The organism is Streptomyces longisporoflavus, from assembly GCF_014649775.1.
Lineage (GTDB): Bacteria > Actinomycetota > Actinomycetes > Streptomycetales > Streptomycetaceae > Streptomyces > Streptomyces longisporoflavus.
The window spans coordinates 105,455-119,698 of sequence record NZ_BMTR01000013.1 but is presented as its reverse complement, the minus strand read 5'-3'; the positions used below and the strand labels follow the sequence as shown (position 1 = coordinate 119,698).

Here is a 14,244-nt window from a genome sequence, read left to right as displayed (position 1 = left end):
AGCGAAGGAGCACCCCGATGACCCGCACCATCACCCGCGCCGAGGCACTGTCCCGGCTCAACGCCCAAGTGGCGACCGGCCACCCGGTGATCGGTGCCGGCGCGGGTACCGGGCTGTCCGCCAAGTGTGCGGAGGAGGGTGGCGTGGACCTCCTGATCATTTACAACTCCGGCCGCTACCGGATGGCGGGCCGCGGCTCCCTGGCCGGGCTCCTCCCGTACGGCGACGCGAACGCGATCGTGGTGGACATGGCCAGGGAGGTGCTCCCGGTCGTCAAGGACACCCCTGTCCTCGCCGGGGTGTGCGGCACGGACCCGTTCAGGGACATGGGCCGCTTCCTGGACGAGCTGAAGCGGATGGGCTTCACCGGCGTCCAGAACTTCCCGACGGTCGGCCTGTACGACGGCACGTTCCGCACCAACCTCGAAGAGACGGGCATGGGATACGGCCTTGAGGTGGACATGGTCCGCGAGGCCCGCGCCCGCGACCTCCTGACGACCCCGTACGTCTTCGACCCCGGCCAGGCGGCCGACATGGCGCGGGCCGGGGCGGACGTCCTGGTCCCCCACGTGGGCCTGACGACGAAGGGCGCGATCGGCGCGGGCACGGCGATGACCCTCGACCAGGCGGCGACGGCCGTCCAGGAGATGCACGACGCGGCCAAACGCGTGAACCCCGACATCCTGGTCCTGTGCCACGGCGGCCCCATCGCGGAACCGGACGACGCGGCCCACGTCCTGTCCCGCACCACCGGCATCGTCGGCTTCTTCGGGGCGTCCTCGATCGAACGCCTCCCCACGGAGCGGGCCATCGTCGACCAGACCCGCGCCTTCAAGTCCCTGAAGGCGCACGGCTGAGGCGGTTAACCTGCGCCGCATGATCCTCGAACCGCTCACTCCAGCCGAGGACGGCGCGCTCCCCGGCGAGCTGCTCACCGAGCTCACCGCCCTGTACGCGTCGAACCACGTCTTCCACGCCCTCTCGGGTGATTTCCCCGACCCGGACGACATCCGCCCCGAGCAGGTCGCCGCCGCGCTCGCGGACGAGCTGTCCGTGCCGGGCGCGGAGGTGCTCGTCGCTCGTTCCGGGGGGCGGGTCGTCGGGATCGGCATCACGCTGGACCGCCATCCCGACCCCGCCGACCCGGACCCGTGGATCGGGCTGCTGATGGTGGACGCCGGGCAGCAACGCCGGGGTTTTGGGCGGGAGTTGGCGGGGCTGATCGAGGAGCGCTTCCGGGCTGACGGACGCACCGGGACGCGTCTCGCCGTGCTCGCGGGGAACGACGCCGGGCTCGCCTTCTGGAAGTCGCTCGGCTACGAGGCCATCGACCACCGGCGCGACCTCGAAGTGGACCGCCCGTGCGCCGTCCTGCGCAAGCCGCTGCTGTAGTCCGCCGCGATCGGTCGGGCGGGCCGGCGGGCGGGCTGGCCGGCGGGCGGGCTGGCCGGGAGGCCGGGAGTACGCCGCCGCTGGTGGCGTGACGTCCTACGGGCGCTCCGGCTTCCCGTCCCCGTACAGCCACGGACCCCAGATCGCGCGCACCTTCTCGCGCGCCGCCTCGCCGCCCGCGTGCTTCTCCACGTACCGCGTGAAGTCCTCGGTGTCCGCGTTGCCGTGGCGGTGGGTCTTCGTCCAGCCCTGCACGATGTCGTAGAAGGTGTCGTCGCCGACCGCCTGGCGGATCTTGTGGATGACCATGCCGCCCCGCTCGTAGACCGGGCTGTCCGAGATCTCCGCGGCGGACGGCGGCTTCGCGGGCGGGAAGGCCCAGATGGCGTCGTTGTCCTCTTTGTCCTCGTAGTAGTCGTCCGCGTAGATCTGGTCGAAGGTCTCCTGCACGCTGTCGCCGTCGTGGTCCTCCTCCCAGAGCCACTCCGCGTACGTCGCGAAACCCTCGTTGAGCCACATGTCCCGCCAGGACTTCGGCGTCACGGAGTTGCCGAACCACTGGTGGGCCAGCTCGTGGACGACGAGGGAGGTGTCGGGGGCGCCGGGATAGGTGGGCCGGGTCTGGGTCTCCAGGGCGTATCCCGCGTCCCCCTCGCCGGCGACGATCGCGCCAGACGACGAGAAGGGATAGGGCCCGAAGTTCAGCTCCTGCCACTCCAGGATCTCGGGGATGCGGTTCAGCGCCTTCGCGCTCGCCTTCGCCTCGGCCGGCTCCACCGCCGTCAGCACCGGGATGCCGGACTTCGTCGTCGACCTCTTCACCTCGTACGGCCCGATCGCGACCGTCGCGAGATAGCTCGCCATCGGCTCCGCGCTGTGCCAGGCGAAGGTGGTACGGCCGTTCTTGGTCGACTCGCGGGTCAACTCCCCGTTGGAGATGGCCTTCAGGCCCTTGGGGACGGTGACCCGTATGTCGTACGAGGCTTTGTCGGAAGGGTGGTTGTTGGACGGAAACCACGCCATCGAGCCCGTCGGCTCGCCCAGCGCGAGGGCCCCCTCCCCCGTGCGCAGCCAGCCTTCCTCGGAGTCGTCCGCGTCGGTGACGGTCTCCGGACTGCCGGAGTAGCGCACGACCGTGCGGAACGTCTCGCCCTCGTCGAGGTCGTCCGGGGGCCGGATCGTCAGCTCCTGCCCGTCGCGGTGGAAGTTCGCGTCCTTGCCCTCGACGGTGACGCCCCGCACGTCCAGGCCCTTGAGGTCGAGGTTGAAGGCGCTGAGGTCCCGGGTGGCGCGTGCCGTGACCTCGGTGGTGGCGGTGAGGTGGCGGGCGTCGGGGTCGTAGCCGAGGGTCAGGTCGTAGTGCGCGACGTCGTAACCGCCGTTGCCCAGCTTGGGGAAGTACGGGTCGCGCACACCGTCGGCTCCGGGTGTGCCGTGCACTCCGGAGCCGCTGCAGGCGGTGAGGGCGAGAGCGGTGAGGGCGGCGGCCGAGGTGCCTCGGAACGCCGTGGATCGTAGGTGCACGGCTGTGATCTTATGCGGCATATGTTCGGGGTGCGAGCGGCTCCGTAAGGGGCGTGGGGGAGCGCGGGGATGGTGGAGAGCGCGGGGAGCGAGGGGAGCGCGGGGGCTCAGAGAACCGCGATGCCCAACGGCCGCTCCCCCGCCGGGAGGCGCCGCGTATCTGCGCTCTCCAGGTCGATGACGGTGATCCCGTTCCAGAAGCCGTCGCGGGTGAAGCCGCCGGTGACATAGGCGGTGCGGCCGTCCCCGGAGACGGCGACGTCCTCGTGCGGCCCTTCCAGCGGGAAGACCTTCTCCCTGCCGTCCTTCGTGCGCATGGTCAGCGAGGGCCCCTTGTCCGACGAGGGGTCGATGGGTCCCGTGCCGACCGCGAACAGCGTCCCATCGTCGGTGATCTGCGCGCCGTGCTGGTGGGTGTTGGCCGTCATCGGCTCGATCACGGACTCTCCGGTGCGCGGGTCGAGCACGACGAGTTTCTCGCCCTCGAAGGGGAGCAGGAGATTGCCGTCCGAGGGGCGTACGGCGGCGTAGTGCGGCTTGAGCCAGGAGCCGAGGCCGCCTTCGGTGCCGTAGGGGGCGACTTCGATGCGGCGGGGCTTCAGGGAGTCGGCGCGTACGACGGTCACGTCGAAGGAGTCGTGGTTGGTCGCGTAGACCTCGCCGCCGTCCTTCGACACGTCCACGTCGAAGGGGCGCCGGCCCACCGGCACGGTGTCGGTGACCTCGCGCTTCTCTGTGTCGATGACCTCCAGCGTGCCGTTGCCGTCCGGCACGTTGACGCCCACGTAGGCGTGGTCGCCGTCCGGGGAGAGCGCGATGCCCATGCCGCCGCCGCGGTACTCGCCGGTCGTCGCGGGTCCGCTTTCGGTCTCGTACGGGACGCGGTCGACGCGTTCGCGGGTGCGGGTGTCGACGACGGCCACGGCGTCGGCGGTGGCGACCCAGGCACGGCCGTCTTCACCCACCGTGAGCCCGTAGGGGGCCTTGCCGACCCGCACGGACTCGATGGGGCCGCGTTCGGGGTCGACGAAGGTGACGGTGTCGGAGCCGAAGTCGGCGACCAGGAGGGTGCCTTCGGGGGTGCGTTGCCGGTCGGGGAGGGTGGCGGTGGACGTATTGCGGGAGGGCTCGGTGGTGCCGGTGGTGCCGGCGGAGGCGGGGCCGCTTCCGCCGCAGCCCGCGAGGGCCGAGGCCGCCAGGAGAGCGGCGCCGGCGGAGAGCGCCACGCGGGGCAGGCAGGGCAGGCGGGGCAGGCGGGTCATTCGAGGCACGCGGGGCACACCGGGCACGCGGGGTGACTGTGGCGCCCGTAGAGGCGACCGTGCCGCCCGTACGGGCTTCATGAGGCGTCCCGCAGCAGCGCGGCGATCTCCGTGAAGCCGAGGCGCTCGGCGTGCGCGAGGGGCGTGACGCCGTCCCGGTCGGCGAGACCGGGCGTCGCGCCCGCGGCGAGCAGCAGCGCCACGATCTCCTGATGCGCCGGGCCGCCCTCGCCTAGGATCACGGCCTCCAACAGGGCTGTCCAGCCCAGGTCGTTGACGTGATCGACGTCGATGCCGGGGACGCGCAGGACTTCCCGTACGTACGCGACATGCCCGCGTTCCGATGCGGGGATCACGGAGATCCCGCCGAAGCGGTTGCGCAGCTTCAGGTCGGGCCCCGCGGGCAGCAGGACGTGCAGCATGGCGACGCTGCCCGTCACGCCGGTGGCCAGCCAGGGGCTGTCGGCGCGATGGTCCTGCGCGTCGACGTCAGCGCCGGCGGCCACCAGGACGCGGGCCGCTTCCACGTGGTCGCCGAGTGCGGCGAGCAGCAGGGGCGTGCGCAGCTCGGTGTCACGGGCCTCGACGCGGGCGCCCGCGTCGATGGCGGCTCTCACCTCGGCGGTGTTCCCGGTACGAGCGGCGTCGAGCAGCCGCTGGTCGTCGGCGGTCCTTGCCATGAACGTTCTCCTCGTCGTCATGAACGTCCCTCTCGTCGTCGTACGGACCGGGAACAGCCTCAGCATGATGAGATCCGGGTGGCTTCGGCGTGCGGTGCGCGGTGTCGGTGGCGTGGGGCCTTATCGGCCGAGCGCCGCGACACCGGCCTTCGCGAACTTCTCGTCCAGGTCGCCGCTGGGGGCGCCCGCGACGCCGATGCCCGCGATGGGCGCGCCCTTGGCGGTCACCGGGGCGCCGCCCGCGAGGAACAGGGTGCCGGGGATGTCCTTCAGGTTCGGGGCCTGCTCCAGGCGCTTGGTCAGCTCGGAGGTGGGCGCGTTCCAGGAGACGGCGGTGTACGCCTTCTTCACGGCCGACTCGGGGGACTGCGGGCCCGCGCCGTCGCCGCGCAGCTCGACGATGGTGTTGCCGTTACGGTCCACTACGGCGACGGAGACGCGCTGGTTCTCCTTCTTCGCGGCGTCGAGGGCGGCCTGGGCTGCCTTGGTCGCGGCGGCGACGTTCAGGTGCGTCGACTGCGTCAGGTTCTTGTTGCTCGCGTCGGCGGCGACGGCGGCCTTGGGGGCGGCGGCAGGTGCCTCGGCGCTGGCGGAGACGGCACCGAAGGTACCGGCGCCGAGGACGGCGGCGGTGGCGGCGATGGTCAGGACGCGGGCACGGCGGGAGATCTTCTGCATTGGGGGCTCCTCGGGGGTGAAGGCGGGGATCGCGGGGTCCGGAGACCTGGGTGATCCGGAGACCGGGATGGTCCGGTGATCCGGCGATCCAGAGACCGGGACGATCCGGTGATCCGTTGATCGGGGGAGGTTGTTTCCTCTGCCATCAATCCTCCGGGCGTATCCGGGCCGAGCCCTCGACGTACCGGCTGCTGCCTGCCTGCGGCTCGGTGGACACGAGGGTCAACCGATCGGTTGACCCCTCGGTGGTCCCGCCGGGTCACAATGAGGTTGTTTGCGCAGTTCAGCAGCGAGGTGGAGGGAGCAGAGCCGTGGGACATGACGAGAGCGCCTCCGAAAACCCCGCCGCGCCGCGGCAGATCTCCCCCACAAACGGCGGCCCCACAAACCGCGGCTCCACAAACCGCGGCTCCACAAACCGCGCCCCCGCCGACCCCGACTCACGCTGGCTCGCAGCCGTCATGCACGCGGCGTTCTACCTGCTCCTCGCCACCTCGCTGGCCCGCTTCCTGCTGCGTCACCCCGGCGGCGCGCGCGTGCCGTGGATCATCGCGCTCTCCGTGGTCCTCGCCGTCCTGTACGCCCTCCCGCCGCTCGCCTCCGCCCTGCGCGGGCAGCGCGCCACGCCCTACTGGTCCGGCCCGGCAGCCGGCGTCCGCCCCACCCCGCGCCGCCTCACCTGGCTCGCCCTGGTCGTCGGGGTCTGGCTGGTCCTCGTCATCCTCGCGCCGAGCTTCGGCTGGTGCGCGGTGCCGCTCTTCTTCACCGGGCTCCGGACGCTGCCGCCACGCCCCGCCCTGGTCCTGGTGGCGGTCCTGACCGGCTGCGTCATCGCCTCGCAGCTACGGCTCGCGGGCCGCTACGACCCGGACCTGATCCTCGGCCCGCCCGCCGTGTCGGCGATCGCGACGGCCGTCTTCGCCTACATGCAGCGCCAGGCGGCCCGCCAGCGCGAACTGATCGACGACCTCATCCGCACCCGCCGCGAACTGGCCGCCACCGAACGCCGCGAAGGCACCCTCGCCGAGCGCCAGCGCCTGTCCATGGAGATCCACGACACCCTCGCGCAGGGCCTGTCCAGCCAGCAGATGCTGCTCCAGGCCGCCGAGCGCGTCTGGGACACGGACCCGGCCAAGGCCCGTACCCACGTCCGTACCGCCGAGTCGATCACCGAGCACGGCCTCGCCGAGGCCCGCCGCTTCGTGCACGACCTCGCACCGGCCGACCTCGCCGACGGCGGTGGCCTGGACGAGGCGCTGCGGACACTGGCCGCGCGGACCGCGCAGGACGCGGGCCTCACCGTCCGCTTCCACTCCGAGGGCACGCCCGCCCCGCTCCCCGACCGCACGCAGTCCGCGCTCGTACGCATCGCGCAGGGCGCCCTGGCCAACGTGACGGAGCACGCCGGCGCGAGTGCGGCGGCGCTGACGCTCACGCACCTGGACGACCAGGTGGTACTCGACGTCGCGGACAACGGCTGCGGCTTCACGCCCACCGAACCACCGCCCACCGAACCACTGGCCGCCGAACGACCTCCCACCGAACCACTGCCCGCCGAACGACCGCCCGCCCCCGACCGGCGTGGGCACGGGCTGCCCGCGATCCGCGCCAGGGCACGGCAGCTCGGCGGCACCCTGACGATCGAGTCGGCGCCGGGCGAGGGCACGGTGCTCTCCGTCTCGATCCCGCTCTCTCCCCGGGAGACCCCATGACGCCCCCCACGTCCGCCACGCCCCCGGTCCGCCTCCTGGTCTGCGACGACCACATCGTCGTACGCGCCGGACTCCTGGCCCTGCTCGGCAGCGCGCCGGACATCGAGGTGGTCGGCGAGGCGGGTACGGGCGAGGAGGCGATCGCGCTCGCCGCGAAGCTGGCGCCGGACGTGGTCCTGATGGACCTGCAACTGGGCGAGGGAATGGACGGCGTAGAAGCAACACGCCACATCACAGCTTCACAAGCCCCCGCACCCGCACCCCACGTCCTGGTCCTCACCACCTACGACACGGACGCCGACATCACCCGGGCCATCGAGGCGGGCGCGACGGGCTACCTCCTGAAGGCCGAACGCCCCGAGGAACTCTTCGCCGCGATCCACGCCGCCGCGCAGGGCCGCACCACGCTCTCCCCGCCGGTCGCCTCCCGCGTGATGGCCCGCATGCGCAAGCCGCTGCCCACCCTCACCGACCGCGAGCTCGACATCCTCGCCCAGCTCTCACGGGGGCTGGGCAACCGGGACATCGCCCGCGCCCTCTTCATCAGCGAGGCCACGGTCAAGACCCACCTCGGCCGCATCTACGACAAACTCGGCGTGGACACGAGAGCGGGTGCCGTGTCGGTGGCAAAAGAGCAACGCCTGCTGCCCTGAGCGGCACCGGCCGGGCCCTGCCCGCACCGCATGACACCATCTCTACGTGCTCGACATCGGCTACGCCCTCTCCCGCCGCTTCCCCGACCCCCCGCAGTTCGACTACCGCAACGCGGACGTCCACGCGCTGCGGCACGACCTGTTCTGCGGGGACGTGTATCTCGCGGACACCAAGGCGGACCGGGAGCTGTCCACAGCCTGGGGATGGGTGCCGGTCCTGGACTTCGCCTGGGCGCTGTGCGACATCGTCGAGCAGGTGGACCAGGACCCGCTCGGCAGCCGCGCCTCCCGCCCCCAGTACGCGGAGCTCGACTTCACGGAGTCGGCGGACCGCATGCTGTTCACGCGGCGCTTCGGGTGGGTGGACATCGAGGCGGACTGGATGCGGGCGGAGGAGCCCCCGCTGACCTTCTCCCATACGGAACTCCGCCGCGAGGCCCGTGACTTCCTCCAGGACCTCCTGGCAGACCTGATCGACCTCCACGAGTCCCTGGCGGACAACCCCACGATCTGGACGCTCCAGTCCCGCTTTCCCCGGGCGTAGGCGCCTGACGGTCCAATCCCCCCGCACCCGGCATCGAGACCCGAGGGGACGTGCCGGTATTTCCGCCCGGAGCACGGACATTCCGGCGCGCCCCCGCCCCCGGCACGGACCAGCACCGCACCCCCAGACGCCCCCGGCACGGGCACCGGAACCGGCACCGCCACCCCCGCCAGAGCCGGACGCTAGTCCACCGGTACCGCCAACCCCCGCCAAAGCCGGACGCTAGTCCACCCGCACCCCCACCTGCGCGGCGAACGCCGGTGCCAGGTCCATCAGCTGCCCCGCACTGATCACCGCCCCCGCCAAGCAGTCGATCCCGCGCAGGATGTCCACCTCCGCCGCGTCCCGCAGGTCGACGTCCTTCATCCGGACCCCGCTGAAGTCCGCCCCCTTCAGCACGCAGCCCACGAACTCCACCCGCTCCAACGACGCCTGCCCGAAGTCCGGCTCCACCAGCACGCACCCCTCGAAGACGACGTCCTTCAACCGCGCCTTCCGCAAGTTCAGATAGTCCAGCTTCCCGCCCCGCACGACGACCCGCTCCAGCACACTCCCGTGCAGCTGAACGCCCCCCAGCCGCGCGTCCACCACCTCCACGTCCCGCAGCGAAGCCTCCACGAGCTCCGTGCCGACTCCCCGCGGCTCCGTCAGCACGGAGTCCACGAAGCGCGCCCTGCTGAGCCGCGTCTCCGTCAGCCCGCAGCCCGTCACCGCGCAGTCCAGGAACAGCGCGCCCCCGCCGTCCTGCCCCGCGAGATCGAGATCCCGGAACGCGAACCCGTCGTAATCCCCGTCGGGCTCCAGCCCGCCCCCCTCGAACTCCCGCAGCGCGGGCAACCGCACCTCGGGCCGCCGCGCCTTCTTCACCGCTGCCGCATCCCTCTGTCCCATCCGCCCATCGTGCACCCACCCACTGACAATGCCGCGCCCCCCGATGTCACATCCGCCGCACCCCATCCGTCGTACGGAGTGAGCCCCGCGACAAGGCGCCACCCGACCACGACAGGAGCCCCACCCCATGCCCACCAACAGCACCAACGGCACCAACCAGAAAGCCCACAACCACAACCACACACCCACCCCCACTCCTACCCCCACCCCTACCCCCACCCCCCTGACCATCATCGGCGGCGGTTTCGCCGGCCTCACCGCCGCCATCACCGCCGCGGAATCCGGCGCCCGCGTCACCATCCACGAGGCCCACCACACCCTCGGCGGCCGAGCCCGCACCGCCGAAGGCGCGTACCGCACGAACGAAGGCCCGCACGCCCTCTACAACGGCGGCCCCCACTGGACCTGGCTCAAGCAGCGCGACCTCATCGGCCCTCTCGCGTCCCTCCCGCCCGTCGAAGGCACCCGCCTGCGCCTCCACCACCGGGGCAGGCTCCGCCGTACCCCACCCGTGGCGATGGTGAAGCTCCTGCGCCGCAAGCCCGAACAGGCGCCCGTGGACGTCGACTTCATGACCTGGGCCACCGGCGAGGTCGGAGAGGAAGGCGCCCGCGCCGCCGCGCACTACATCGCCGTGGCGACGTTCCACCACGACCCCGGCTCCCTCTCCGCGAGGTTCGTGCACGAACGCCTGCGCCGCGCCACGAAGCTGCCCCCGGAGGCGCACTATCCCAGCGGCGGCTGGGGCTCGGTCATCGACCGCATGGCGGCACTCGCCTGGAACCTGGGCGTACGCGTGGAAACGCTGTCCCGCGTCGACACTCTGGCCTCGCTCCCGGCGTCAGGCCCGGTCATCGTGGCCACCTCCCTCCCCGCGGCCCGCCGCCTCCTCCAGGACGACACGCTGCACTGGGACAGCGCCCGCACCACCCTCGTCGACCTGGCCCTCAACTCCCGCAGGGGCGACCCCTTCGCCATCTCCGACCTGGACAGGACCGGCTGGATCGAACGGTTCACCACCCAGGACCGCACCCTCGCCCCCGCCGGGCAGGAACTCGTCCAGGGCCAGATCCCGCTCTCCCCCGACGAGACCAAGGCGGACGGCGTGGCCCGCGCCGACCACCTGCTCGACCTCGGCTTCCCCGGCTGGCGCGACCGCCTGATCTGGCGCCGGGACTCCGTGTCCAACGGCCGCACCGGCGCGGTGGACCTGCCCGGCACCACCTGGCGCGACCGCCCGGCCATCAACCGCGGCGCCGGCGTCTACCTCGCCGGTGACCAGGTCGCGGCGCCCGGCCTGCTCTCCGAGGTCTCCTTCAACAGCGCCCTCGAGGCGGTGACGCTCGCACTGACCTCCAGGAGGCTTGACCTCAAGTCCGCTTGAGATACGAGGGTGGGGCCACACGCCGGGAGAAGAACCGGCGCCGAGCACCCGAAGCCCGAGCACCCAGAGCCCGGGCACCCGACGAAGCCCGAGGAGCCACCCCATGCACGCCATCCGCCTGCACACCTTCGGCCCGGCCGAGCACCTCACGTACGAGGAGACCCCGGACCCCGCGCCGGCCCCCGGCCAGGTCCGCATCGCGGTGACCGCGGCCGGCGTGCACCTCCTGGACACCGCGATCCGCGCCGGCATCAAGGGCCCGCTCCCCGAACTACCCGAGCTGCCCACGATCCCCGGCCGCGAAATCGCCGGCACCGTCGACGCGCTCGGCGAGGGAGTCGACGCGGGCTGGCTCGGCAAGCGCGTGGTCGCCCACATCGGCTTCGCCCCCGGCGGTTACGCCGAACTCGCCGTCACCGAAGCCGCCCGCCTGCACGAGATCCCGGACGCCCTGGACGACGCACAGGCCGTGGCCCTGATCGGCACGGGCCGTACGACGATGGGCATACTCCAGTTCACCGAGCTGACCCCCGACTCCGTCGTCGTCATCCCGGCCGCGGCCGGCGGCATCGGCACGCTCCTGGTCCAGTACGCCAAGCACGCGGGCGCCACGGTGATCGGCCTGGCGGGCGGCCCGGAGAAGACGGACCGGGTCAGCGCGTACGGCGCGGACCTCGCCGTCGACTACCGCGATCCCGGCAACCCGGACTGGCCGGACGACGTACGCGCGTATCTGACGAAGATCGGCGCCCCCGGCGCCACCGTCGTCTTCGACGGAGTGGGCGGCGCGCCGGGCCTGGCCGCCGTGGACCTCCTCGCCCCCGGCGGCGAACACCTCGTCTTCGGCTGGTCGGGCAAGGGCCCGCACGACGGCGAACCCCTGACGTTCACCGACGAGCAGCTCGCGGCCCGCGGCATCACGCAGACCGGCGTCCTCGGCCCGGCGATGATGCGGAAGGCGGGCGGCGACAACCCCGTCCGCACCCTGGAGCTCGCCGCACTGGCCGAGGCGGCGAAGGGCCACTTCACCCCGGCGGTCCAGCGCTACCCCCTGTCGAAGGCGGCAACGGCCCACGCCGACCTGGAAAACCGCCGCACCGCGGGCAAGGTGGTCCTCATCCCCTGAACCAACCCCGCCTCCTAGTCGACAGCAGCCCCCAGCCCCGCCAACGCCCCGTCGGTCAGCCGGTACACGGTCCACTCGTCCTGCGGCAGCGCACCGAGGGACTTGTAGAAGTTGATCGACGGCTCGTTCCAGTCGAGCACGGACCATTCGAGCCGCTCGTACCCCCGCTCCACGCAGATCCGCGCGAGCTCGCGCAGCAGCGCCTTGCCGTGACCGCCGCCGCGCGCCTCGGGCCGTACGTACAAGTCCTCCAGGTAGATCCCGTGCACCCCGCGCCACGTGGAGAAGTTCAAGAACCACAGCGCGAACCCGACGACCTCCCCCGAATCGTCGTCCTGCGCGATGTGCCCGAACGCGGCGGGCCGCTCCCCGAAGAGCGCTTCACGCAGCTGCTCCTCGGTGGCCCTGGCCTCGTCGAGAGCCTTCTCGTACTCCGCCAGGTCACGGACCATGGCGTGGATCAGGGGGACGTCGTCGGGCGTGGCGGTGCGAATCATGGCCGCAGGGTACGACGCCCCTCGGCGCGCCCCCAACAGATTTACCCCACACCGCCCCGCCAGGATGACCTCACCCCGCCCCCCCCAGCCAGGGCTACCTCACCGCGCCCCCGACAGCAGCCGCGCGACCTCCAGATCCTCCTCGTCCAGCGGCCGCCCGTCCTCGATCTCCCACAGCGCGTTCTGCAACACCCGCCCCAGCGTCCAGGCCTTCGCCCGCTCCCGGTCGAGCCCGAGGACCTCGCTCATCGCGTCGAACCGCCACAGCACGTCATCCGCGTCGAAGCGGTTGTTGAGCGCGGGCCAGAGGTCGAAACCGGGGTCCCCGGCCAGCGGCTTCGGGTCGATGGCGAGCCACGGTTCGCGCTCGGCGGCCAGGACGTTCTCGAAGTGCAGATCCCAGTGCAGGAGTTGGTCGCCGGGCTCCCCCATCACCTCGCGCACCGCGCCCCCGCACCGCTCCACGAGCGCGCGCTGCACCGGATCAGAGATGGCCCGCAGAGCCTGCGGCAGGTCATCGACCATCTCCGCCGCGATGTCACCGAGCCGCCGCATCCCCTCGGGCGCGGGCACGGCGGTGAGCCGCGCGAGCAACTCGGCGATGACGAGCACCGCCTTGCGCGTACTCGATCTGCTGTCCGCCGTGGAGGACAACATCCGCCCGGAGTCGAGGCGTTCGAGCAGCATCGTGCCGGTGGCGGCGTCATGGTCCAGCAACCGCACGGCCCCGTCGCCGTCCCACACCCGAAGACCGACGGGCTCCCCCTCGGTCTCCTCGTCGAGCAGCTGGAACTTGACCGCGGCGGGGGTGCCGTCCCGCCGCACCACGGGCAGCACGAGCGCCGCCATGCCGTGCATGGACGGCCCGTCGAGCGTGAGATCCCAGCGCTCGACGAACTCCGTCACACGCGCGGGCAGCGCCGCGATGAAGGCCCGGCCGGGTTCCCCCGCGTACTCGTACTGCGATGCGATCAGCTCGTCCGGAACGCGAATGTCGATCACGCCCGCGACGCTACCGGCGCGGATAAGTCGCCGCACGGGGATTATCCGGGCCCCGAGACCACCACCGGGGAGGGATGCGGACGGTCAGGAGATCCCGGCGGCCTTGAGTTCCTCGGCGAACGTGTCCCGGGCGAACAGCGACCGGCTGTCCGCCTTCTTGCCGTCGATCACGACGGTCGGCGTGCCCTGCATGCCGTCGTCGGTGAAGGCCTGCATGGCCTCACCGACCCACTTCTTGTACGTCCCCTTCCGCACGGCCTTGTCGAACTCGGCGCCCCGCAGCCCCTCCACCTTGTCGGCGATCTTCAGCAGGAAGGCGGGGGTGTAGGCGTCGTCGGTCTCGACCTCGGCCTGGTTGGCGAAGACCGCGGCGTGGAACTGCGGGAACTTGCCCGCGTCCACCGACGCCCGCAGCGCGTTCGCCGCGTTGACCGAGCCGCTGCCGCCGAGGTTCTTGTCGAGGAACGAGGCGAGCGTGTACTCCACCTTCACCTTGCCCTCCGCCACCGGCTTCACCAGGGCCTGCGCGCCGGTCTCCTCGAACTTCTTGCAGATCGGGCAGCGCGCGTCCTCGTACAGCTTGACCGTGTGCCCGGCCTTCGGGTCGCCGACCGTGATCACCCCGCCCTTCACGGTGGCGGGCGTCTTCGCGAGCGCCTCGGTACCGGCCGGCGGCGCCTTCGCCTCGGGACCGCCGTCGGACGCGGAACCGCCCGCCGAGGCCGACGCCTTGTCGTCGCTGCCACCGCCCCCGCCCGTGAGGTCCTCGGGCCCGCAGGCGGCTGCGCCCCCGGCGAGAAGTGCGGCGGCGGCCACCGCGGTGACGATGCGCCCGGCCTTGCGTACGGCCATCTGAACAGTCCTCCATGATCAAGGCACATGGCACTTCGCCACGCGCC

Annotated in this window: 15 protein-coding genes; 7 read left to right on the top strand and 8 right to left on the bottom strand. The window is 72.0% G+C overall.

Annotation, left to right across the window (positions count from 1 at the left end):
• Positions 1–17 precede the first annotated feature (17 nt).
• Both IE226_RS25890 and IE226_RS25885 read left to right on the top strand, forming a co-directional pair.
• Positions 18–857: a phosphoenolpyruvate hydrolase family protein gene (locus IE226_RS25890; RefSeq protein WP_190083773.1), complete on the top strand. Its 840-nt coding sequence runs from the start codon at positions 18–20 to the stop codon at positions 855–857.
• 19 nt (positions 858–876) lie between these two features.
• Positions 877–1,392, top strand: a complete 516-nt coding sequence (locus IE226_RS25885) for a GNAT family N-acetyltransferase (protein ID WP_190083772.1) — start codon at positions 877–879, stop codon at positions 1,390–1,392.
• A gap of 96 nt (positions 1,393–1,488) precedes the next feature.
• On the opposite strand, the gene IE226_RS25880 is transcribed toward IE226_RS25885, so the two are convergent.
• The 4 genes from IE226_RS25880 to IE226_RS25865 form a co-directional block, all read right to left on the bottom strand.
• Complete coding sequence (locus IE226_RS25880; RefSeq protein ID WP_190083771.1) at positions 1,489–2,937, bottom strand: M1 family metallopeptidase; 1,449 nt, start codon at positions 2,935–2,937, stop codon at positions 1,489–1,491.
• 86 nt (positions 2,938–3,023) lie between these two features.
• The gene (locus IE226_RS25875) at positions 3,024–4,178 is read right to left on the bottom strand and encodes a YncE family protein (protein WP_190083770.1); all 1,155 of its coding nucleotides are present in this window, start codon (positions 4,176–4,178) and stop codon (positions 3,024–3,026) included.
• Positions 4,179–4,255: 77 nt separating this feature from the next.
• Positions 4,256–4,858, bottom strand: coding sequence for an ankyrin repeat domain-containing protein (locus tag IE226_RS25870; protein ID WP_190083769.1), 603 nt, complete (start codon positions 4,856–4,858; stop codon positions 4,256–4,258).
• A 120-nt stretch (positions 4,859–4,978) separates the two neighbouring features.
• The gene (locus IE226_RS25865; RefSeq protein WP_190083768.1) at positions 4,979–5,536 is read right to left on the bottom strand and encodes a GlcG/HbpS family heme-binding protein; all 558 of its coding nucleotides are present in this window, start codon (positions 5,534–5,536) and stop codon (positions 4,979–4,981) included.
• A gap of 311 nt (positions 5,537–5,847) precedes the next feature.
• Between IE226_RS25865 and IE226_RS25860 the strand changes: the two genes are divergently transcribed.
• Genes IE226_RS25860 through IE226_RS25850 form a run of 3 tightly spaced genes read left to right on the top strand, consistent with a single transcriptional unit; the run spans position 5,848 to position 8,445 of the window.
• A complete protein-coding gene (locus IE226_RS25860) occupies positions 5,848–7,248 on the top strand; it encodes a sensor histidine kinase (protein WP_229871539.1) in 1,401 nt (466 codons plus the stop codon).
• On the top strand, positions 7,245–7,901 hold the full coding sequence (locus IE226_RS25855) for a response regulator (RefSeq protein WP_190083767.1): 657 nt from the start codon (positions 7,245–7,247) through the stop codon (positions 7,899–7,901). The genes IE226_RS25860 and IE226_RS25855 overlap by 4 nt, the downstream gene beginning before the upstream one ends.
• Before the next feature lie 46 nt (positions 7,902–7,947).
• Positions 7,948–8,445 (top strand): hypothetical protein, encoded by a 498-nt coding sequence (locus IE226_RS25850; protein WP_190083766.1) that lies wholly within the window; start codon positions 7,948–7,950, stop codon positions 8,443–8,445.
• Positions 8,446–8,667: 222 nt separating this feature from the next.
• On the opposite strand, the gene IE226_RS25845 is transcribed toward IE226_RS25850, so the two are convergent.
• On the bottom strand, positions 8,668–9,336 hold the full coding sequence (locus IE226_RS25845) for a pentapeptide repeat-containing protein (RefSeq protein ID WP_229871538.1): 669 nt from the start codon (positions 9,334–9,336) through the stop codon (positions 8,668–8,670).
• A gap of 127 nt (positions 9,337–9,463) precedes the next feature.
• Between IE226_RS25845 and IE226_RS25840 the strand changes: the two genes are divergently transcribed.
• Positions 9,464–10,720, top strand: a complete 1,257-nt coding sequence (locus IE226_RS25840; protein WP_190083764.1) for an NAD(P)-binding protein — start codon at positions 9,464–9,466, stop codon at positions 10,718–10,720.
• A 103-nt stretch (positions 10,721–10,823) separates the two neighbouring features.
• Positions 10,824–11,846, top strand: coding sequence for a zinc-binding dehydrogenase (locus tag IE226_RS25835; protein WP_190083763.1), 1,023 nt, complete (start codon positions 10,824–10,826; stop codon positions 11,844–11,846).
• Positions 11,847–11,860: 14 nt separating this feature from the next.
• Here the strand turns inward: IE226_RS25835 and IE226_RS25830 are convergent, their stop codons facing one another.
• The 3 genes from IE226_RS25830 to IE226_RS25820 all read right to left on the bottom strand — a co-directional run bounded on the left by IE226_RS25830 (position 11,861) and on the right by IE226_RS25820 (position 14,197).
• Positions 11,861–12,343: a GNAT family N-acetyltransferase gene (locus IE226_RS25830; RefSeq protein ID WP_190083762.1), complete on the bottom strand. Its 483-nt coding sequence runs from the start codon at positions 12,341–12,343 to the stop codon at positions 11,861–11,863.
• A 99-nt stretch (positions 12,344–12,442) separates the two neighbouring features.
• The gene (locus IE226_RS25825) at positions 12,443–13,345 is read right to left on the bottom strand and encodes an aminoglycoside phosphotransferase family protein (RefSeq protein ID WP_190083761.1); all 903 of its coding nucleotides are present in this window, start codon (positions 13,343–13,345) and stop codon (positions 12,443–12,445) included.
• An 84-nt stretch (positions 13,346–13,429) separates the two neighbouring features.
• Positions 13,430–14,197 (bottom strand): DsbA family protein, encoded by a 768-nt coding sequence (locus tag IE226_RS25820; RefSeq protein ID WP_190083760.1) that lies wholly within the window; start codon positions 14,195–14,197, stop codon positions 13,430–13,432.
• Positions 14,198–14,244 lie beyond the last annotated feature (47 nt).

Excerpts from the sequence above, each read along its gene's own strand:
- IE226_RS25865 (WP_190083768.1), bottom strand. The coding sequence starts at position 5,536 with ATGCAGAAGATCTCCCGCCGTGCCCGCGTCCTGACCATCGCCGCCACC.
- IE226_RS25885 (WP_190083772.1), top strand. The coding sequence starts at position 877 with ATGATCCTCGAACCGCTCACTCCAGCCGAGGACGGCGCGCTCCCCGGC.
- IE226_RS25870 (WP_190083769.1), bottom strand. The coding sequence starts at position 4,858 with ATGGCAAGGACCGCCGACGACCAGCGGCTGCTCGACGCCGCTCGTACC.
- IE226_RS25855 (WP_190083767.1), top strand. The coding sequence starts at position 7,245 with ATGACGCCCCCCACGTCCGCCACGCCCCCGGTCCGCCTCCTGGTCTGC.
- IE226_RS25875 (WP_190083770.1), bottom strand. The coding sequence starts at position 4,178 with ATGACCCGCCTGCCCCGCCTGCCCTGCCTGCCCCGCGTGGCGCTCTCC.
- IE226_RS25880 (WP_190083771.1), bottom strand. The coding sequence starts at position 2,937 with ATGCCGCATAAGATCACAGCCGTGCACCTACGATCCACGGCGTTCCGA.
- IE226_RS25820 (WP_190083760.1), bottom strand. The coding sequence starts at position 14,197 with ATGGCCGTACGCAAGGCCGGGCGCATCGTCACCGCGGTGGCCGCCGCC.
- IE226_RS25890 (WP_190083773.1), top strand. The coding sequence starts at position 18 with ATGACCCGCACCATCACCCGCGCCGAGGCACTGTCCCGGCTCAACGCC.
- IE226_RS25835 (WP_190083763.1), top strand. The coding sequence starts at position 10,824 with ATGCACGCCATCCGCCTGCACACCTTCGGCCCGGCCGAGCACCTCACG.
- IE226_RS25845 (WP_229871538.1), bottom strand. The coding sequence starts at position 9,336 with ATGGGACAGAGGGATGCGGCAGCGGTGAAGAAGGCGCGGCGGCCCGAG.
- IE226_RS25840 (WP_190083764.1), top strand. The coding sequence starts at position 9,464 with ATGCCCACCAACAGCACCAACGGCACCAACCAGAAAGCCCACAACCAC.
- IE226_RS25830 (WP_190083762.1), bottom strand. The coding sequence starts at position 12,343 with ATGATTCGCACCGCCACGCCCGACGACGTCCCCCTGATCCACGCCATG.